A 19,003-nucleotide genomic window follows, 5' to 3' on the forward strand; every position below is an offset into this window, starting at 1 on the left:
GGGCTGCCGGGCTTCCAATAAGCTCTACCGTCACCCCGGCGGAAGCCGGGGCCCAGGCGCAGAGCGGCGTCAGCCGCGATATGGACTCATATCGGCGCTGACCGCGCCTCACGCTGGGCCCCGGCTTCCGCCGGGGTGACGGTAGAGAAGACGGAGTTTATGTCCATGAAAACCATCAAGGAACTGGTGGGGGTGGATTTTCCCCTGTTCGCCTTCAGCCATTGCCGCGACGTGGTGGCGGCGGTTAGCCGGGCCGGCGGCTTCGGCGTGCTGGGCGGCAGCAGCTTCACCCCGGAAAGTCTGGAAACGGAGTTGCGCTGGATCGACGACCATGTCGACGGCAAGCCCTATGGCATCGACATCCTGATCCCCGAGCATCAGCAACTGGGCGGTGGCCTGGACTTGGACGCCCTGGCCGGCCGCATCCCCCAGGGCCATGTCGACTTCACCGTCGATCTGCTGCGCCGCCACGGCATCAATGCAGGGCCGGGCGACGTGGTGACCAAGCAGCTTCCCGCCACCCTGCCGGAAGTGGGGGAGGCGCTGATGGATGTGGCCTTCCGCCACCCCATCCGCCTGATCGTCAATGCGCTGGGCATCGCGCCCCCTTCCATGCTGGCCCGGGCCCGCGCCCATGGCGTACCCGTCGGCGCCCTGGTCGGGGCCAAGGAACATGCCATCCGCCAGGTCCAGGCCGGCGTGGACATCATCATCGCCCAGGGCGGAGAGGCCGGTGGCCATTGCGGGGAGGTCTCCACCTTGGTGCTGGTGCCGGAGGTGATCCGCGCCATCGCCCCCCTTCGCCCCGTGCCCGTCCTGGCCGCCGGCGGCATCATGACCGGGGCGCAGATGGCCGGCTGCATGGCCATGGGGGCGGCGGGTGCCTGGACTGGATCGGTCTGGCTGGCCACGACCGAGGCCGAGACCAGCGAGGCGTTTCGCGAGAAGATGGTGGCCGCCAGCTCCCGCGACACGGTGCGATCCGCCACCCGCACCGGCAAGCCGTCGCGGCAGCTGCGCTCCGGCTGGCACGCCGCCTGGGACAAGCCGGGCAGCCCCGGCGCCCTGCCCATGCCGCTGATGGCCATGATCTCCATCCCCACTTTCGAGATGATCGACAAAGCCGCCGAGCGGGCGGATGCCCCGGCGCGCGATCTGGTCAGCTATTTCGTCGGCCAGGGCGTGGGGCTGGTGGAGGATGTGCGATCGGCCATCGCCGTCGTGCAGGACTTCAAGCAGGACTTCGCCGACGCGCTGGGCCGCATGCTGGCGTTTGCGGAAGAAGCGTAACTCTCTCCCCGTCATCCCGGCGAAAGCCGGGACCCAGGGGCCAAGCGCCCGACCTATCCGCTGCATGCCACAAGCAAACCCTGTCGTAGACGCCTGTGGCCCCTGGGTCCCGGCTTTCGCCGGGATGACGGGAAAAACGCGAAAGGCATCGCCATGACATCCCTGTCCCATCCCCTTGCCCGCCTGTTCGCGCCGCGCTCCGTGGCGCTGGTGGGGGCGACGGAGAAATCGGTGTGGACGACCCTGATCGTCCGCAATTTCCGCGACTTCGCCTATGATGGCGCGCTCTACGCCGTCAACCGCAACGGGGTCGACACGTTCGGCATCAAGGGTTTCCGGTCCTGCCGCGACATTCCCGAACCCGTGGATGTCGCCTTCATCTTCGTGCCCGTCGATGCAGTGCCCGACGCGCTGGCCGATGCCGCATCCGCCGGCATCCGCAATGTCACCATCCTGACTTCCGGTTACGCCGAGATCGGTGAGGAGGGATGCCAGCGTCAGGACGCGTTGGTCGCGCAGGCCAAGGATCTGGGCGTCACCCTCTGGGGCCCGAACTCGCTCGGTTACAACAATGCCGAGGCCGGCATCCCCGTTTCCGTCATCCCGGCGGTAAAGCCCTTCCTGCCGCCCGCCATCGCCATCCTGTCGCAGAGCGGGGCGACGGCGGCGGAGCTGGCCGAATATGCCCAGGGGCAGAATATCGGCACCAGCTTCGTGGCCGCGACGGGCAACGAGGCGCAGATCAGCCTGGCCGACATCATCGATTATCTGGTCGATCACGACGCCACCAAGGCCATCGCCGTCTTCGCCGAAAGCATCCGCAACCCCGCCGCCTTTGTCCGCGCCGCCGAACGGGCGCGCGACAAGGCCAAGCCGATCGTCATCCTGAAGATCGGGCGCAGCGATCTGGCCACCCAGGTGGCCCAAGCCCATACCGGGTCACTGGTCGGCGATGATGCGGTGTTCGATGCAATCTGCCGCCGGCTGGGCGTCATCCGCGTCACCGCCACCGAAGATCTGGTCAATACCGCCGGACTGCTGGCCGCCACCGGGCCACTGCCGGCGGGGGGGATGAGTTTCCTGTCCATCTCCGGCGGGGCCTGCACCCTGGTCGCCGATGCGGCCGAAGGGTTCGGCGTGAAGCTGCCGGCCAATGATCCGGCGACGGTGGCGGCCCTGCGCAGCGTGCTGTCGGAACTGGGATCGACCCTGAACCCGCTGGACATAACCGGGGCCGCCATGCGCGACCCCGACCTGTTCGCCCGCGTCATCCCGTTGCTGGCCGCCAACGAAAAGGTAGGTCTTTTGGGCATCGGCATCGCCGTGCCCACCATGCCGGGCCAGAGCCTGCCCCCGGCGCTGACCGCCATCGGCCGGGCCACGGCGGGGATCAAAACGCCCTCGGTCCTGGTCTCCACCTGCGGCAAGTCGCTGAACGATTACGCCCGCGAAGCCATTGCCGAACATGGGCTGCCCCATGTCATGACCGGCATCGACGCCATGCTGCGCGCCGCCGGCAACGCACTGTGGTGGTCGGGGCAGTTGAAACTGGCATCACCGCCGCCGGCCCTGGAACAGCCCATGCGAACGGACGCGCCCATTCTCTCCACCGAACGCGAAGTGCTGGATTTCCTGGCCGCCAAAGGCGTTCCCGTTGTGCCGCAGCATCTGGTGCGCAACGCGGAGGAGGCGGCGAAGGTCGCTGCCAGTTTCACCGGTCCCCTGGCGCTGAAGATCCTGTCCCCCGACATCGCTCACAAGACGGAGGTGGGCGGGGTACGCCTGAACGTGCCGCCGGCCGAGGCCGCATCAGTGTTCGCGTCGGTAATGGCGGATATCGCCAAGGCTCGGCCCAATGCGCGGCTGGACGGGGTGATCATCGCGCCCATGCGCAGTGGCGGACTGGAGATGCTGGTCGGCGTGCGCCGCGACCCCACCTGGGGACCGGTGATCGCCGTCGGCTTTGGCGGCGTGCTGGTGGAGATGCTGGCCGATGTCGCCATCACCCCCCTGCCCGTGAACCCAACCCAGGCCAAGGCGCTGCTGACATCCCTGCGTGGTGCGAAGCTGTTGGACGGGTTCCGGGGCGGCCCACCGGCCGATATCGACCAGCTAGCCCAAGTGATCGTCGCCATCGGCGATGCCGCCCTGTCGCTGGGCGGTAGCCTGACCGAACTGGAAGTGAACCCGCTGCGCGTAGCGGGCACGGAGATCGAGGCCCTGGACGGGCTTGTCGTCTGGCAGGAGGAAGCGTGATGAGTGACCAGCCTCCCGTAAAGATGGAACGCGACGGCGCCGTCGCCATCGTCACTCTGCACCGCCCAGCGGTGCGCAATGCCATCAGTGCGGCGATGGCCGAAGCCATCGAAAAGTTCGTCTATGAGATCGAGGCCGATCCCAGCATCCGCGTCGCCATCATGGCGTCCAAGGGGCCGGTCTTCTGCGCCGGCGCCGACCTGTCGGAGATCGCCGCCGGGCGCGGCATGTCGTTGGCCCGGCCGGATACCGGTTTCGCCGGCTTCGTCGATGCCAAGCGCACCAAGCCCTGGATCGCCGCCATTCAGGGTCCCGCCCATGGCGGCGGGGTGGAGATCACGCTGTCCTGCGACATGGTGGTGGCGGCGGAAACGGCCAGCTTCACCCTGCCGGAGGTACGGCGCGGCCTGATCGCCGGGGCCAACGGTTCCTACCGCATCGCCCGCTACCTGCCCCGGCCGCTGGCCGTGGAGATGCTGATCGTGGGCTATCCGCTGCCGGCCGCCCGCGCCCATGCGCTGGGCATGGTCAACAGTCTGGTGCCCACAGCCGATGATGTGTTGCCGGAGGCCTTGCGGCTGGCCAGGCTGATCGCCGCCAACTCCCCCCTGGCCGTGCGGGAAAGCCTGCGCGTCGTCCGGGCCGCCGCCGATCAGGGCGAACAGGATTTGCTGGCGCTGCAGGCCGACGCGGTCCACATCGTCCTGTCCGGCCCCGACGTCAAGGAAGGCTCCAGCGCCTTCATCGAGAAGCGCCAGCCGGAGTGGCGGACATGAGCCGCCAAAACCTGCTGCCCGTCATCATCGGCGTCGGCCAGGTCAATGACCGGCCGGGAGCGGACGAGCCCGGCCTGGATTCCGCCGGCCTGATGCTGGCCGCCCTGGCGGTGGCCGAACACGATGCCGGTGTCTCCCTGCTGGGGCGACTGGACTGGCTGGGGATCGAGAACCAGATTTCCTGGCCCGACCCCGCCATTGATGAAACCGTCGCAGCCGGCCTGCCCGCCCGGCCCGGTCATGTGCGGCTGACGGCGGATGCCAGCGGCCATGGCCCCATGGAACTGCTGAACCGCGCCGCCAACGCCATCGGCCGGGGAGAGGTGCGCATCGCAGCCATCACCGGCGGGGAGGCCCTGCGCACCGCCGCCAAACGCGCAACGGGCGGAGGCATGGCCAACGCCCTGGCGGCAGCGGCCGAAGCCGGCGCCACGCCCCTTGCCCGCCGCTATGGCCTCGTCACCCCCGCCGATGTCTATCCGCTGTACGAGAACGCCACCCGCGCCGCTTGGCGGCAAAGTCTGGCCGAGGCGCAGACGGAGACCGCCGAAATCTGGTCCGGCCTGTCGAAGACAGCCGCCGAAAACCCTAACGCCTGGCTGCGCGCGCCGCTGACCCCGTCCGATATCCTGGCCGAGGGTCCGGCCAACCGCATGATCAGCTTCCCCTATACCAAGCTGATGGTCGCCAACAGCGCCGTCAACCAGGGTGCGGCCCTGATCCTGGCCAGCCTGGAGACGGCCCTATCCCTGGGCATCCCGCGCGACCGGCTGGTGTTCGTCGGCGCCGGGGCGGCCGCGCACGAGCCGGCGGATTTCCTGCGCCGTGACGGATTCACGGGGTCGGCCAGCCTGAATGCCAGCATCGACAGGACCCTGGCCCTGAACGGCTTGGTCACCGGCGCGCTGGACCATGTCGAGTTTTACAGCTGTTTTCCCTGCGTGCCCAAGATGGCGCGCCGCCGCCTGGGCTGGCCGGCGGATCGCCCGGCCAGTGTCTATGGCGGCCTGACCTTCGGCGGCGGTCCCATCGGCAATTGCATGACCCATGCGGCAGCCGCAATGGTGGAAAAGCTGCGGATGGGGCCGGGCAACGGCCTGATCGTCGCCAATGGCGGCTATGCCACCCATAACCACGCCATCGTCCTGACCAGTCAGGCACCGGGCATCAATCCCTTCCCCCAGGATTTCGACGTCCAGGCCACGGCCGACGCGCTGCGCGGCCCCATCCCGGCGCTGCTGGACGATCATACGGGGCCGGGCACGGTGGAGAGCTTCACCATGCCCTATGGGCGCGAGGGGCGGCCCCTGGGCGCCACCATCGTGGCCCGCACCCAGGACGGCGCCCGCTTCCTGGCAGCCGTGCCGGTGGAGGATGCGCAAACGCTGGCCTGGCTGGCGGGGGTTGATCCGGTGGGCAGCGCCGGCAGCGCGGAACCCATGGTGGATGGTCGCCGCCGGTGGGTCAGGGGCGTTTGACCCTATCCCCGGACAGGCGCCTGTGCCCAGCCCCTGCCCCATGATCTGAAAAAAGAACGGAACAGGGAGGAAGTGATGACGGCCGGCAATACCCGGACTCCGTCCGCCCCGGATGGCACCATCCTGGACGCGATCATCATCGGTGCCGGCTTCGGCGGCCTTTACATGCTGCACCGGCTGCGCCAGTCAGGCCTGAAGGCACATGTGTTCGAGGCAGGCGCCGATGTCGGCGGCACCTGGTACTGGAACCGCTATCCGGGTGCGCGCTGCGACGTGGAAAGCGTGGCCTATTGCTATTCCTTCTCGCCCGAGATCACGGCTGAATGGAACTGGTCGGAGAAGTTCGCGACCCAGCCGGAAATCCTGGACTATCTCCGCTTCGCCGCCGACCGGCTGGATTTGCGCCGTGACATCAGCTTCAACGCCCGTGTCACCGCCGCCCATTATGATGAGGGGGCGAACCTCTGGCGCGTCACCACCGCCAGCGGGCGGACGGTTTCGGCGCGCTACTGCATCGCCGCCACCGGCTGCCTGTCGGCCAGCCGCCTGCCCGACATTCCCGGCATCGATCGGTTCAAGGGTCAGGTGATCCAGTCCGCCAACTGGCCCGAACAGCCCATGGACTTCAAAGGCAAGCGCGTCGGCATCATCGGCACCGGCTCCACCGGCATCCAGATCATCCCCGTGGTCGCGGCCCAGGCCGGTCACACCAGTATCTTCCAGCGCACGCCGGCCTACAGCGTGCCGGCCCGCAACGCCCTGCTGTCGGATCATTACCGCAAGGCGGTGAAGGAACAGGCCCCCGACCTGACCCGCCAACTGCGCGCCGGCCTGATCCATGGCAACAGCGACCTGCGTCTGCGGGATGAGGAGCCTCTGCCCCCGCCGCTGACGGCGTCACAGATGACGACGGTTGAGCAACAGGCGGAACTGGAGCGGCGCTGGCAGCGGGGCGGCGCCTGGTTCATGTTCACCTTCGCCGACCAGGTGTTCGACAGACAAGCCAACGAAGTGGCGGCGGAGTTCATCCGCACCAAGATCCGCCAGATCGTGCGCGACCGCGCCGTGGCGGAGAAACTGTGCCCCGGTTCCTACGCCATCGGGGCAAAGCGCATCTGCGTCGATACCGATTACTACGCCACCTACAACCGCCCCAACGTCACCCTGCTGGACCATGGCACCGCCCCGATCCTGGAGGTGACGGAAGCCGGCATCCGTACCGGTGCCGGCGATGTCGATCTGGACATCATCATTTTCGCCACCGGCTTCGACGCCATGACCGGGGCGCTCCTGTCCATGGACATTCGTGGACGGAATGGGATGCCGCTGGCGGAGAAATGGCGGACTGGCCCGCGCACCTATCTGGGGCTGGGTATGGCGGGGTTCCCCAACCTGTTCACCATCACCGGGCCGGGCAGCCCGTCGGTGTTCAGCAATGTCGTCGTCTCCATCGAACAGCATGTCGAATGGATCGGCGACTGCCTGGACCATCTGCGCGCGCATGGAATGATAAGCATGGAGCCCACCGAACATGCTGAGGACGAATGGGTCAGGCATGTGGGAGAGGTGGCCGGCGCCACCCTGATCCCCACTGCCCGGTCCTGGTATGTCGGGGCCAACATTCCCGGCAAGCCCAATGTCTTCATGATCTATGTGGGTGGTGTCGGCGCCTATCGCGACATCTGCGACAAGGTGGCGGCCGACGGCTATGCCGGCTTCACCCTGCTGCCTACTGACCAGAACCGGGAGGAAGTGGCATGAGCATCATGAACGAGACGGGCGACCGCTTCCTCAAAAAACAGCACCGCCACTTGATTGGCGGGCAATGGGTGGAACCGGCGTCGGGCGGCATGTTCGACGTGCTGGACCCCGCCACCGGGCAGATCATCGCCCAGGCACCCGATGGTGACGCCAGCGATATCGACCGCGCCGTCGCCGCCGCCCGCAAGGCGCATGAAAGTGTGGCTTGGCGCGGCCTAACCGCCGATGCCCGCGCCCGCATCCTGTGGCGCTATGCCGAGCTGATCGAGGCGAACGGCGAGGAGTTGGCCTGGCTGGAGGTTCGCAATAACGGCATGCCGCTGGGCTTCGCCCAATGGGCCATCGGCGCCAGCGCCTCCTGGCTGCGCCATTATGCCGGGCTGACCGGCAACATCATCGGCCAGAACGCATCCGGCCCCGTGTCGGGTGGCGGCGCGCATATCCATGCCTACACAACGCGACAACCGGTGGGCGTGGCGGGCCTGATCCTGCCCTGGAACGGCCCCATCGGCACCTTCATCATCAAGGTCGCCCCCGCGCTCGCCGCCGGATGCTGCCTGGTGGTTAAGCCGGCGGAGAACACGCCGCTGACCGCGCTGCGCCTGGGCGAGCTGGCGATGGAGGCGGGCATACCAGCCGGCGTGTTGAACATCGTCAACGGGCCGGGCGGGGTGGTGGGTGCGGCTTTGGCCAACCATCCCGGCGTCGACAAGGTCTCCTTCACCGGATCGACGGCCGTCGGGCGCCAGATCGTGGCGGCCTCGGCCGGCAATCTGAAACGCGTGACCCTGGAACTGGGCGGCAAGTCGCCCTGCATCGTGCTGGATGATGCCGACATGGACCGCGCCATTCCCGGTGCCGCCATGGCCATCTTCGCCAATAGCGGCCAGGTCTGCTTCGCCGGATCGCGCCTGTTCGTGCAGCGCCGGTCGTTCGACAAGGTGGTGTCCGGCATCGCCGACATCATCAAGAATATGAAGGTCGGTTCCGGCCTGGAGCCCGACACGGCCATCGGCCCCCTGATCTCTGCCAAGCAACGCGAGCGGGTGCGGTCCTATATCGACAATGGCCGCGCCCAAGGGGCGGAAATCCTGGCCGGCGGCGGGGTGCCCGATAATGGCGGCTATTTCCTGCAACCGACCCTGTTCGCCAATGTCCAGGCCGACATGCGCATCGTGCGGGAGGAGATTTTCGGTCCCGTCCTGGTCGCCACCCCCTTCGATGATCTGGACGAGGTGGTCACGGCCGCCAATGACACCCGCTATGGCCTGGGCGCGGGCATCTTCACCAGCAATGTCAACAACGCCCATCTGCTGGCCGACCGGATCGAGGCCGGCAATGTCTGGGTCAATTGCTATGGGGTGATGCACCCGACCATGCCGTTCGGTGGGTTCAAGGAATCCGGCTGGGGCCGGGAGATGGGGGTGGACGGGATGAACGCCTTCCTGGAGACCAAATCCGTCTATGTGCAGCTCCATGGTTAGGCCGCTGCTGCCCCTGCTGCTGGCCGGCGCCCTGCTGGCCGGCGGCCCCGCCGCCGCCAATGACCGCATCAAAGGCGCGGAGGCGGAACCGCAGAACTGGCTGAGCCATGGCCGCACCTATGGCGAACAGCGCTTCTCCCCCCTGGACCAGATCAACCCCGCCAGCATCGGACGGCTGAAACTGGCCTGGTATCACGAGCTGGATACCAACCGGGGACAGGAGGGCACGCCGCTGGTCGTGGATGGGGTGCTGTACGCGACCACGGCCTGGAGCAAGGTCGTGGCCGTGGATGCCGCCACCGGCAAGAAGCTCTGGTCACATGACCCGGAAGTCCCCGGCCGCGCCGCCTTCAACGGCTGCTGCGACGTGGTCAACCGCGGACCGGCCTTCGCCGATGGCAAGCTGTTCCTGGGCACGCTGGACGGGCGGTTGCAGGCGTTGGACGCGAAGACCGGCACGCTGCTCTGGTCGGTGCAGACCACCGATCCCGACCAGCCCTATACCATCACCGGCGCCCCGCGCGTGGCCAAGAGCAAGGTGTTCATCGGCAATGGCGGGGCCGAGTACGGCGTGCGCGGCTATGTCAGCGCCTATGACAGCACCAATGGCAAGCTGGCCTGGCGCTTCTACACCGTCCCCGGCGATCCCGCCCGCAAGGATGGCGCCGCATCCGACGCCATCCTGGAAAAGCTGGGCCGGGCTAGCTGGAGCGGGGAAGATTACTGGAAGAAATATGGCGGCGGCGGGGGCACCGTCTGGGATGCCATCGTCTATGATCCCGACCTGGACCAGCTTTATATCGGGGTGGGCAATGGCTCCCCCCTGAACCATGTCATCCGGTCGGACGGCAAGGGCGACAACCTGTTCCTGTCCTCCATCGTGGCGCTGGACCCCGATACCGGCGCCTATAAATGGCATTATCAGGAGGTGCCGGGCGAAAGCTGGGATTACACCGCCTCGCAGCAGATCATGCTGGCCGATCTGCCCATCGAGGGCGGCAAGCGCAAGGTGATCCTGCACGCGCCCAAGAACGGTTTCTTCTATATCATCGACCGCCAGACGGGAAAGCCGATCTCGGCGGAGAAATACGCCCCCACCAACTGGGCCACGCATATCGACCTGGCCACCGGCCGGCCGGCGATCACGGAAGAGGCGCGGTATCTGGAAAAGCCGTTCGTGGCCACGGTCGGCTCGGCCGGTGCCCATAGCTGGCACCCGATGGCCTTCAGCCCGCAAACGGGTCTGGTCTATATCCCTGTGCAGCTCATCCCCGGCTATTACCACCGCGACCGGGCCTTCACCTATCGCAAGGGCCGCTGGAACCTGGGTTACGACCTGATGCGCCTGCCCATCCCCCGAGACGCGGGTGGACGTAAGGCGATGGAGGACAGCCTGCAGGGCTGGCTTTCCGCCTGGGACCCGGTGACGCAGAAGGAGGTCTGGCGGGCCGATCATGGCATGCCGTGGAATGGCGGCGTGCTGGCCACCGGCGGCGGGCTGGTCTTCCAGGGCACGTTCGGCGGCCGGTTCCAGGCCTATGACGCCCGCACCGGCAAGGAACTCTGGAGCTTTACCGCCCAGACCGGCGTGATGGCCGGCCCCGTCAGCTACAGCGTCAATGGCAGGCAATTCGTGGCCGTGCTGGCCGGCACCGGCGGCGGTGTGCCGCTGGCCCTGCCCAGCTTCGGGGGGCCCCGCGCCCAGCCCAATGGCCGCATCCTGGCCTTCGCCCTGGACGGTACCGCCGCGCTGCCACCGCTGGACGGGATCGTGCCGCCGCCCAGCAAGGCCAGCGTGCCGGCCCCGGCCGAACGGATCGAACAGGGCCGCGTGCTCTATGCCGATAATTGCGGCGGCTGCCACGGCATGGGCACCCTGTCTGGCGGCATCCTGCCCGACCTGCGCCGGTCGCTGGTGCTGGAGGATGCGGATGCCTGGGGCCAGGTGGTGATCGAAGGCGCCTTTCAGGATCGCGGCATGATCAGCTTCCGCCAGTTCCTGAGCACCGACGAGGCCGAAGCCATCCGCGCCTATGTCGCCGATGAAGCGGCCCATCTGCGCCGCGAAGCCAAGGAGCCGTAACCATGGCACTCGACCCCGACGCCCGACGCCTGCTGGACATGGCAGCCTCCATGGGTGCCCCGCCCCTGGATGCCATGTCCGTACCCGAGGCCCGCGCCGCCGTGCAGGCCATGACGGCGATGCTCCAGCCCCCGCCGGTAGCACACCGGATGCGGGCGATCGACCTGGGCGGCGTGCCGGCCCGGATCTACCGCCCGGCGGACGCGGAAAACGCGGCGATCCTGCCCGCTTATATCCACCTGCATGGCGGCGGCTGGGTGCTGGGCGACCTGGATGGATGCCACTCCTTCTGTGCGGAGATCGCGGCGACGGCCGGTATCGCCGTCATCGCCATCGATTACCGGCTGGCCCCGGAACATCCCTTCCCCGCCGGGCTGACGGATAGTCTTACCGCCGTGCGGGTGGTGGTGGAACAGGCCGCAAGCCTAGGGATCGCCCCTTCCCGCCTGTCCATCGGTGGTGACAGTGCCGGCGGCAATCTGGCTGCCGTCACCTGCCTGAGCTTGCGCGATGAAGGCGGGCCGGCATTGCGGGCGCAGGTTCTGCTCTACCCCGTCACCGACCTGCGCATGCAAACCGCCTCCTACGCCATGCCCGATGGCGATGGATTGCTGACCGCCGGCATGATGCGCTGGTTTAGCGACCTTTATGCTGGCGATGCGGCCGACTGGCGTGTCTCCCCGCTTCTGGCCGACAGCAATGCCGGCCTGCCCCCGGCCTATGTCATCACCTGCGGCTTCGATCCGCTGCGTGACGAGGGCCGGGCCTATGCCGCTGCACTGGTACAGGCGGGCGGCGCCGTCACCCATGTCCCCTATCCGGACCAGTTCCACGGCTTCCTGTTCATGGGCGCCGCCATCAGCGCTGCGGGGCCGGCGATCGCGGATGTGGCGGGGTACTTGCGCAGAGTTCTGTGCACCGAGGTTTAGCCCAAACCCCACCGTCACCCCGGCGGACGCCGGGGCCCAGGTCGTAGAGCGAGGCGCTTGTCACTTGGGCCCCGGCCGCAGCATGGGTGACGGTAGTGAGAGTGGCACCGAAAGTGCCCAAGAGCCCCCCAACCCCAACCGGACTTTCCCCATGCTCACCTTCGACGATTGGCGCGCCCGCTCGCCCTTCTATGATGAAACCCACGATGCCGTGGCCCGCTCCGTCGCCAAGTTCGTGGAACGCGAGATCACCCCCCATATCGACCGCTGGGAGGCGGAGGGGGAGCTGCCGCGCGAGCTGCACCGCAAGGCGGCCGCCGCCGGCATCCTGGGCCTGGGCTTTCCGGAGGAATATGGTGGCCTGTCGGAAGGGTTCGACATCTTCCATACGCTTACCCAGGCCGAGGAACTGGCCAAACCCGGTGCCGGCGGCCTGCATGCCTCGCTGATGACCCATTCCATGGCGCTGCTGCCCGTCCTGCAACTGGGGTCGGAGGAGATGAAACGCCGCGTCGCCCCCGCCGTCCTGGCGGGAGACAAGCTGATCGCGCTGGCCATCAGCGAACCATCGGGTGGGTCCGACGTCGCCAACCTGAAGACCACGGCCAAGCGCGTGGGCGACCGCTATGTGGTAAACGGGTCGAAGACCTTCATCACCTCGGGCATGCGATCCGACTATTTCATGACCGCCGTGCGCACCGGCGGGCCGGGCATGGGCGGCATCTCGCTGCTGCTGCTGGAAGCCGACATGCCCGGCTTCGCCCGCACCAAGCTGGACAAGATGGGCTGGCGCTGTTCGGACACCGCCACGCTCTATTTCGACAATGTCGAGGTGCCGGCGGAAAACCTGATCGGGCCCGAGAACCAGGGTTTCCAACGCATCGTGCGCAATTTCAACGATGAACGTCTGCTGATGTCCATGCAGTGCTGTGCCCATTCGCGCGTCTGCCTGCGTGAAGCATCAGAATGGGCGCTGGTGCGGGAGACGTTCGGCAAGCGGCTGGTCGACCACCAGACCATCCGCGTCAAGCTGGCCAATATCGCCCTGATGATCGAGGGCACCCAGGCCTGGGTCGACCAATGCGCCTGGATGCACCGGGAGGGCAAGCTGGCGCCCGCCAGTGCCGCAATGCTGAAGGTGCAGGCCACCCGCACCCTGGAACTGGCGGCGCGCGAGGCGGCCCAGGTGCTGGGCGGTGCCTCCTACATCACCGGATCGAAGGTGGAGCGCATCTATCGCGAGGTGCGGGTCAATGCCATCGGCGGCGGGTCGGAGGAGATCATGCTGGATCTCGCCGGCCGGCAATTGTTCCGCTGAACGGAGGGACCACGCCATGCCGGAAGCCGTCCCCTGCCCCCATGGGCATAGCGTCCTGGATTTCACCGACCGGGACCCGTTCGGCTTCTACACCGAACTCTCATCCCTGCCGTCGCCCGTCTGGGATGAGAAGGCCGAGGCCTGGCTGGTGCATGATTTCCGGCAATGCCTGGATTGCCAGCGCAACGAGCAGCGCTTCGCCAACATGTACATGGATGCCGACCCGATCACCGTGGCCATCAAGGGCGGCGGCGCCAACATCACGCTGAGCCAGGGCGAAGACCATCTGAAGCTCCGCCGGTTTCATTTCCGCCTGCTGTCAGTCGCCAATGTCGAACGGTACCGGAGCGAGCATATCGGGCCGGTCATCGACGGGCTGCTGGACCGGCTGCCCGCCACCAGCCCCGTGGATTTGGCTGCCGATTACGCGGCCCAGATCCCGCCGCGCGTCATCTGCGCCCTGCTGGGCATGCCCACCGACGATGCGACCGTGACTGAAATCCTGGACGCCAACGAGGCCATCGTACGCTTCATCGCGTCCGGATACCGCGACATGGGCCTGCGCGACCTGGCCCTGGCGGCGTCTAAGCGCCTGAACGAGATGCTGCTGCCCTATGTCCACGCCCGGCGCGACAACCCCACCGGCGATTTCATCAGCCGCATCTGGCAGGAGGCGCCGACAGAGGGCATTAATCTGGACGAGGCCGGGGTGATGGGCATCTGCCGGGAAATCTTCTTCGCCGGGTCGGACACGTCGGTGCATGGCATCGCCAACGCGCTGTACCTGATCCTGGCCGAACCGGCGCTCAAGGCCCGCGTGATGGCCGATCAGGACAAGGCACTGTCTTCCCTGGTGGAGGAATCGTTGCGCCTGATGAATGTCGTGCAGTTCCGCCATCGCCGCTGTCTGGCCGATACCCAGATCGGTGACGTCACCGTGCGCCAGGGCCATGTAATCATCCTGCTGCACGCCGCCGCCAACCGCGATGCCGCCCGCTTCCCCTGCCCCAACGCGGTCGATCTGGACCGGCCGGACCCGACGGCACACCTGGCCTTCGGTAAGGGCGTCCGGTCCTGCGTGGGGGCGCAGCTGGCCAGGGTGGAAACGCAGGAGGCATTGGCCCGATTGCTGGCGCGGTATCCGGACGTGGCGCTGAGTGCCGAGGGACCGGCGCCTTACTTCCGGGCGCTGTATATGCGGTCCATGGGGCCGCTGTGGGTGGCGTTGAACTCACCCCTTCCCGCCTCCCAGACTTTTCCGCAAACGTCTGGGCTGTAAGGGTTTTCATCCCCTCTACCGTCACCCCGGCGAAAGCCGGGGCCCAAGTGACAGGCGTTTCGCTCTACGATCTGGGCCCCGGCTTTCGCCGGGGTGACGGTAGAGAGGGTGGGAATGAAAGTGCCCAACATTTTCGCAAGCCCTCGCAAAAGCAACATCGACACAAGCAATTCCAAAGAGTTGACCAAACAACCCCCACCAGCAGTTGGAAGGAAACACCCCCATGGCCCCCACCCCGCATGCCGGCCGATTGCGGCGCTATACCGTCGCCATGATCATGGTCGTGGCCTTCCTTTCCTATGTGGACCGCCAGATCATCACCATCCTGATCCAGTCGATCAAAGCCGACCTGGGCCTCAGCGACACGCAGATCGGCATGCTGACCGGCGTGTTCTTCTCCTTCTTCTACATGGCGGCCGGCGTGCCGCTGGCCCGCATCTCCGACCGGGGCAATCGCCGCAGCCTGATCGCCGCCTGTGTGGGGTTCTGGAGTGCGATGACCATGTTCTGCGGCATGGTCGGCAGCTATGTGCAACTGGCCATCGGCCGCATGCTGGTGGCAACCGGCGAGGCCGGCAGCGCGCCCGCCAGCTATTCCATGCTGGCCGACCTGTTCCCGCCGCAACAGCGCACCCGCGTCATCGCCCTGATGAGTTGCGGCAGCGCGTTCGGCATCGCGTTCGGCATCTATCTGGGCGGCACCTTGAACGAAGTGCTGGGCTGGCGGGCCACCTTCCTGATCGTGGGGGCGCCCGGCATCCTAGTGGCGCTGCTATTCTGGCTGAGCGTGCCGGAACCGGCCCGGCCGGACGCCGGTGGTGGCGCGGCACCGCCCCAGCCCCTGATCGCCAGCATGCTGTCCTTCCTGGGCCTTAAGACCTATCGCGCCCTGATATTCATCGCCATCCTGGCATCCATTTCCGCCTTCGCCATGCTGTCCTGGATGCCGGCCTTCCTGATCCGGGTGCATGGCATGTCCACGGCCGATGTCGGGCTGAAGATGGGTACCGCGTTGGCGCTGGGCCTGCTGCTGGGCAATCTCTGCTGCGGCACCATGGCCGACAAGCTGGGGGCGCGCGATCCGCGCTGGCTGATCTGGACCACGGGCATCGGCTTGCTGGCCTGCGTGCCCACCGGGCTGCTGTCGCTGGGCTGGCCGGGAACGGATGGGGCCATCGGCTGGTATGGGCTGTTCACCTTCTTCCTGGGCTTCTGGGCGCCGCCGGTGATCAGCATCGTCATGGGCCTGGTCGTCCCCCGCTCCCGCGCACTGGCCGCCTCCACCATCCCCATCCTGCAAAGCGTGGGCGGGGCCTTGGGTCCGCTGGCTGTGGGGATGATGAGCGATGCGCTGGCGCCCGACCATGGGGTGGTGGCGCTGCGCTATGCGATGGCGGTGTCGCTGGTCGGGTGCTTGTTGGGCGGGATCGCAGCACTGCTGGGCGGACGGTTGCTGGTGAGGGAGTATCGGGTGCCCCCCTCCTGATCCCTCAGATCAGCGTATCCAGCGCCTCCTTGGTGAAGGGCTTCAGTTCCCCCAGCCGTCCCTCGCGCAGCTTGGCGGCCCATTCCGGATCGGCCAGCAGCGAGCGGCCGACCGCCACCAGGTCGAATTCCCCCGCCTCCAGCCGGGCCAGCAAGGGCGACAGGTCCGTCGACACCTCCGCCCGTTCCCCGACATCGGTGACCGACATCGGGCCCGACATGCCGACGCTGCCCACGGTGATGGTGGGTTTGTTCAGCAGTTGGCGTATCCAGCCGGCCAGGTTCATCGCCGATCCCGGGAATTCCGGTTCCCAATAGCGGCGCTGGGAACAATGGAAGATGTCCACCCCGGCATCGGCGATGGGCTGGAAGATGGCTTTCAGCAATTCCGGCGTATCGGCCAGCCTTGCCCCGTAATGCTGCTGCTTCCATTGCGAGATGCGCAGGATGACGGGGAAATCCGGCCCCACGGCGGCGCGCACCGCCGATACCACCTCCACCGCGAAGCGGGTGCGGGCCACCGCATCACCGCCATATTCATCATCGCGGATGTTCAACCCGTCCCACAGGAAGGCGTCCAGGATATAGCCATGGGCGCCATGAATCTCGACCCCGTCGAACCCCAACGCGCGGGCATCGGCTGCCGCGCGGGCGAAGCTGTCCACGACCTCCGTGATCTCCCCCTTTGTCAGCGGTTCCGACGCCTGCTTTCCCCCCGGCCGGAACAGGCCGGACGGGCTGGAATTGGGTAGATGGCGGTTGGGATAATCGTTGCTGGGGTGACGCATGGCGCCGACATGCCATATCTGCGGCACGATCTTCCCGCCCGCCTCATGCACCCCATCCACCACCCGCCGCCACCCCTCCAGCGCCGCCCCATGGAACGCCGGCACGCGGACGGAATAGGAGGAGGTTGGATGATCGATCGTCGTCCCCTCCGTCACGATCAGGCCCACCCCGTTTTCCGCCCGGCGGCGGTAATAGGCGGCGACATCAGGACCAGGGAACTGGTCTGGCGATTTCCAGCGCGTCATCGGCGCCATGACGATCCGGTTGGCCAGATGCAGCCCGCCCAGGTCGAACGGCCGGAACAAGGCGTCGTAAGTCGTCATCATCATCCCACTGTCAATTGGAAAACATGTTCACCAGCAGACCATGGAACCGGCACCACCGCCCCTATCGGACGGCAGAGGGACGGTAGCGTTCCGGCAGCCATTCGCGCAGGCGGAATTTCTGCACCTTGGTCGACGACATCGGCCATTCGCTGACGAACACCACATCGCGCGGAATCTTCCACCGTGCCAGTTCGCCCTGGCACATGGCGCACAGCGCCTCGGCGGTCACGGTGCCGCCCGGCACCCGTTCTACAAAGGCCACCGGCACCTCGCCCATCTTCACGTCTGGTGCACCGATCACCTGCACCATCTTCACCTCCGGGTGCCGGGTCAGGAAAAATTCGATCTCGGTGGCGGCGACATTCTCCCCACCGACCTTCAGCATGTCCTTCAACCGCCCGGCATAATGCAGCCAGCCATCTTCATCGATGCGGCCGCGATCGCCGGTACGCACCCAGCCGCCGGGCAGGATGGTGGCGGCCGTAGCGTCGGGATCGCGGTAATAATGCAGAAAGGCCCCGCCACCGCGGAACTGGATCTCCCCCACCGCATCCGGTGGGCAGACCGCACCGGTTTCCGGGTCGGCGATGCGCACCTGCGTATGGGCAGGCGGCTTGCCGCTGGTGATGGCGCGCAGATCGCGGGGGGTGTCGGCGGGGGTAAAGGTGACGATGCCCGCCCCCTCCGTCATGCCGAACAGGTTCAGCAGCACGGCCCCCGGCGGCAGCAGGTTCTGCACCGTCTGCTGCGTGGCCGGCGGCCCGACATTCAGCATCGACCGCACGAAGCCGAAGGTGTCCGGCGAATAGGTCGGGTGCTGCAGCACCGTCAGCGACATTTGCGGAAAGCCGGAATAGAGGTGGGTGACACGGTGCCGGCGGATCAGCGCTACCGCCGCCTCCGGTTCGAAATGCGGCTGGGTCATGAAGGCGGCACCGCGCGACAGCACGGCCGTCATCGGCCCCACCCCGCCGGTGTGGAAGAACGGCATCGGCATCCATACCCGGTCTTCCGCCGTCAAATCCACCACGTCGGCGAACGTGTACCAGCTGCGCTGGATGCCGGCATGCGACAGGGCGCAGCCCTTGGGGGCGGATGTGGTGCCCGACGTATAGATGATGACCGCCGCATCTTCCGTTCCCACGCCCCGCCACGCCGCCTCCAAAGCCGCGTCGCTTACGCCGGCCCCGGCAGCGACCAGATCGGTCTCCGACAGGTATCCCGCTTCCCGCCGCCTTCCCATCAACACCGCATGGCGCAGGTCGGGCGCACCCTCATCGCCACCCGCTGTCAGGCCCGGCAGGGTGTGGCGCAGCAGGTCGACGAAATCCACGTGATCATTGATGGCATCGGTGGTCAGCAGCAGTCCGGCCTGGCAATGGGCGATGGCATAGGCCAGTTCCTGGCGCTTGTAACGCGCGTTCAGCGCCACTACCACCGCCCCGGCATAGAGTGCCCCGAAGAAGGCGGGCAGCCAATCGGCGCAATTGGGCATCAAGGTCGCCACATGCGCGCCGGGCCGGATGCCCAGCGCGACCAGGCCCTTGGCCATGGCCCGCGCCCGCCGGTCCAGGGTGCCATAGGTGACCTCGCCATCCGGGAAGATGGCGAAGACCGCGTCCGGCGCCGCCGCCGCCCGGGCCGCGAACAGGCCTGCAATTGTCACCTCCCCTGCTTGCGGGCGATTGTTCCCTGGTGTCATTCTACGGTCCTTCCCTGGCGCTCCTTCCGCCTTGGTACCGGGCCCCG

At 67.1% G+C, this 19,003-nt stretch carries 13 protein-coding genes; 11 read left to right on the forward strand and 2 right to left on the reverse strand.

Annotated features, from left to right (window positions below; all coding sequences use genetic code 11):
- Nucleotides 1–165 precede the first annotated feature (165 nt).
- The 11 genes from ACM9HJ_RS05820 to ACM9HJ_RS05870 all read left to right on the forward strand — a co-directional run bounded on the left by ACM9HJ_RS05820 (nucleotide 166) and on the right by ACM9HJ_RS05870 (nucleotide 16,140).
- The gene (locus ACM9HJ_RS05820) at nucleotides 166–1,290 is read left to right on the forward strand and encodes an NAD(P)H-dependent flavin oxidoreductase (RefSeq protein WP_416570759.1); all 1,125 of its coding nucleotides are present in this window, start codon (nucleotides 166–168) and stop codon (nucleotides 1,288–1,290) included.
- Between the two features lie 153 nt (nucleotides 1,291–1,443).
- The gene (locus ACM9HJ_RS05825; RefSeq protein WP_416570760.1) at nucleotides 1,444–3,546 is read left to right on the forward strand and encodes an acetate--CoA ligase family protein; all 2,103 of its coding nucleotides are present in this window, start codon (nucleotides 1,444–1,446) and stop codon (nucleotides 3,544–3,546) included.
- On the forward strand, nucleotides 3,546–4,322 hold the full coding sequence (locus tag ACM9HJ_RS05830) for an enoyl-CoA hydratase-related protein (RefSeq protein ID WP_416570761.1): 777 nt from the start codon (nucleotides 3,546–3,548) through the stop codon (nucleotides 4,320–4,322). The genes ACM9HJ_RS05825 and ACM9HJ_RS05830 overlap by 1 nt, the downstream gene beginning before the upstream one ends.
- A complete protein-coding gene (locus tag ACM9HJ_RS05835) occupies nucleotides 4,319–5,800 on the forward strand; it encodes a hypothetical protein (protein ID WP_416570762.1) in 1,482 nt (493 codons plus the stop codon). Before ACM9HJ_RS05830 ends, ACM9HJ_RS05835 begins: the two co-directional genes overlap by 4 nt.
- A 75-nt stretch (nucleotides 5,801–5,875) precedes the next feature.
- Nucleotides 5,876–7,561 (forward strand): flavin-containing monooxygenase, encoded by a 1,686-nt coding sequence (locus ACM9HJ_RS05840; RefSeq protein ID WP_416570763.1) that lies wholly within the window; start codon nucleotides 5,876–5,878, stop codon nucleotides 7,559–7,561.
- A complete protein-coding gene (locus tag ACM9HJ_RS05845) occupies nucleotides 7,558–9,045 on the forward strand; it encodes an aldehyde dehydrogenase family protein (protein WP_416570764.1) in 1,488 nt (495 codons plus the stop codon). Before ACM9HJ_RS05840 ends, ACM9HJ_RS05845 begins: the two co-directional genes overlap by 4 nt.
- Entirely contained in the window at nucleotides 9,038–11,128 is a 2,091-nt protein-coding gene (locus tag ACM9HJ_RS05850) for a PQQ-dependent dehydrogenase, methanol/ethanol family (RefSeq protein ID WP_416570765.1), read from the forward strand. The genes ACM9HJ_RS05845 and ACM9HJ_RS05850 overlap by 8 nt, the downstream gene beginning before the upstream one ends.
- 2 nt (nucleotides 11,129–11,130) lie before the next feature.
- A complete protein-coding gene (locus ACM9HJ_RS05855) occupies nucleotides 11,131–12,057 on the forward strand; it encodes an alpha/beta hydrolase (RefSeq protein WP_416570766.1) in 927 nt (308 codons plus the stop codon).
- 151 nt (nucleotides 12,058–12,208) lie between these two features.
- The gene (locus ACM9HJ_RS05860; RefSeq protein WP_416570767.1) at nucleotides 12,209–13,375 is read left to right on the forward strand and encodes an acyl-CoA dehydrogenase family protein; all 1,167 of its coding nucleotides are present in this window, start codon (nucleotides 12,209–12,211) and stop codon (nucleotides 13,373–13,375) included.
- A 16-nt stretch (nucleotides 13,376–13,391) separates the two neighbouring features.
- Nucleotides 13,392–14,654 carry a cytochrome P450 gene (locus tag ACM9HJ_RS05865; RefSeq protein ID WP_416570768.1) on the forward strand — a complete coding sequence of 421 codons (1,263 nt, stop codon included), beginning with the start codon at nucleotides 13,392–13,394 and terminating at the stop codon, nucleotides 14,652–14,654.
- Between the two features lie 223 nt (nucleotides 14,655–14,877).
- A complete protein-coding gene (locus ACM9HJ_RS05870) occupies nucleotides 14,878–16,140 on the forward strand; it encodes a spinster family MFS transporter (RefSeq protein WP_416570769.1) in 1,263 nt (420 codons plus the stop codon).
- A gap of 4 nt (nucleotides 16,141–16,144) precedes the next feature.
- Here the strand turns inward: ACM9HJ_RS05870 and ACM9HJ_RS05875 are convergent, their stop codons facing one another.
- Nucleotides 16,145–17,257 (reverse strand): NADH:flavin oxidoreductase, encoded by a 1,113-nt coding sequence (locus ACM9HJ_RS05875; RefSeq protein WP_416570770.1) that lies wholly within the window; start codon nucleotides 17,255–17,257, stop codon nucleotides 16,145–16,147.
- A 58-nt stretch (nucleotides 17,258–17,315) separates the two neighbouring features.
- A complete protein-coding gene (locus ACM9HJ_RS05880) occupies nucleotides 17,316–18,920 on the reverse strand; it encodes a class I adenylate-forming enzyme family protein (protein ID WP_416570771.1) in 1,605 nt (534 codons plus the stop codon).
- Between the last annotated feature and the right edge of the window lie 83 nt (nucleotides 18,921–19,003).

Origin of the sequence: Niveispirillum sp. KHB5.9, from assembly GCF_048066115.1 — a bacterium.
Taxonomy (GTDB): domain Bacteria; phylum Pseudomonadota; class Alphaproteobacteria; order Azospirillales; family Azospirillaceae; genus Niveispirillum.

What these genes read in the sequence shown, in the direction of transcription:
- ACM9HJ_RS05875 (WP_416570770.1), bottom strand. Translation starts at nt 17,257, where the DNA reads ATGATGATGACGACTTACGACGCCTTGTTCCGGCCGTTCGACCTGGGC.
- ACM9HJ_RS05870 (WP_416570769.1), top strand. Translation starts at nt 14,878, where the DNA reads ATGGCCCCCACCCCGCATGCCGGCCGATTGCGGCGCTATACCGTCGCC.
- ACM9HJ_RS05865 (WP_416570768.1), top strand. Translation starts at nt 13,392, where the DNA reads ATGCCGGAAGCCGTCCCCTGCCCCCATGGGCATAGCGTCCTGGATTTC.
- ACM9HJ_RS05845 (WP_416570764.1), top strand. Translation starts at nt 7,558, where the DNA reads ATGAGCATCATGAACGAGACGGGCGACCGCTTCCTCAAAAAACAGCAC.
- ACM9HJ_RS05825 (WP_416570760.1), top strand. Translation starts at nt 1,444, where the DNA reads ATGACATCCCTGTCCCATCCCCTTGCCCGCCTGTTCGCGCCGCGCTCC.
- ACM9HJ_RS05840 (WP_416570763.1), top strand. Translation starts at nt 5,876, where the DNA reads ATGACGGCCGGCAATACCCGGACTCCGTCCGCCCCGGATGGCACCATC.
- ACM9HJ_RS05820 (WP_416570759.1), top strand. Translation starts at nt 166, where the DNA reads ATGAAAACCATCAAGGAACTGGTGGGGGTGGATTTTCCCCTGTTCGCC.
- ACM9HJ_RS05850 (WP_416570765.1), top strand. Translation starts at nt 9,038, where the DNA reads ATGGTTAGGCCGCTGCTGCCCCTGCTGCTGGCCGGCGCCCTGCTGGCC.
- ACM9HJ_RS05835 (WP_416570762.1), top strand. Translation starts at nt 4,319, where the DNA reads ATGAGCCGCCAAAACCTGCTGCCCGTCATCATCGGCGTCGGCCAGGTC.
- ACM9HJ_RS05830 (WP_416570761.1), top strand. Translation starts at nt 3,546, where the DNA reads ATGAGTGACCAGCCTCCCGTAAAGATGGAACGCGACGGCGCCGTCGCC.
- ACM9HJ_RS05860 (WP_416570767.1), top strand. Translation starts at nt 12,209, where the DNA reads ATGCTCACCTTCGACGATTGGCGCGCCCGCTCGCCCTTCTATGATGAA.
- ACM9HJ_RS05855 (WP_416570766.1), top strand. Translation starts at nt 11,131, where the DNA reads ATGGCACTCGACCCCGACGCCCGACGCCTGCTGGACATGGCAGCCTCC.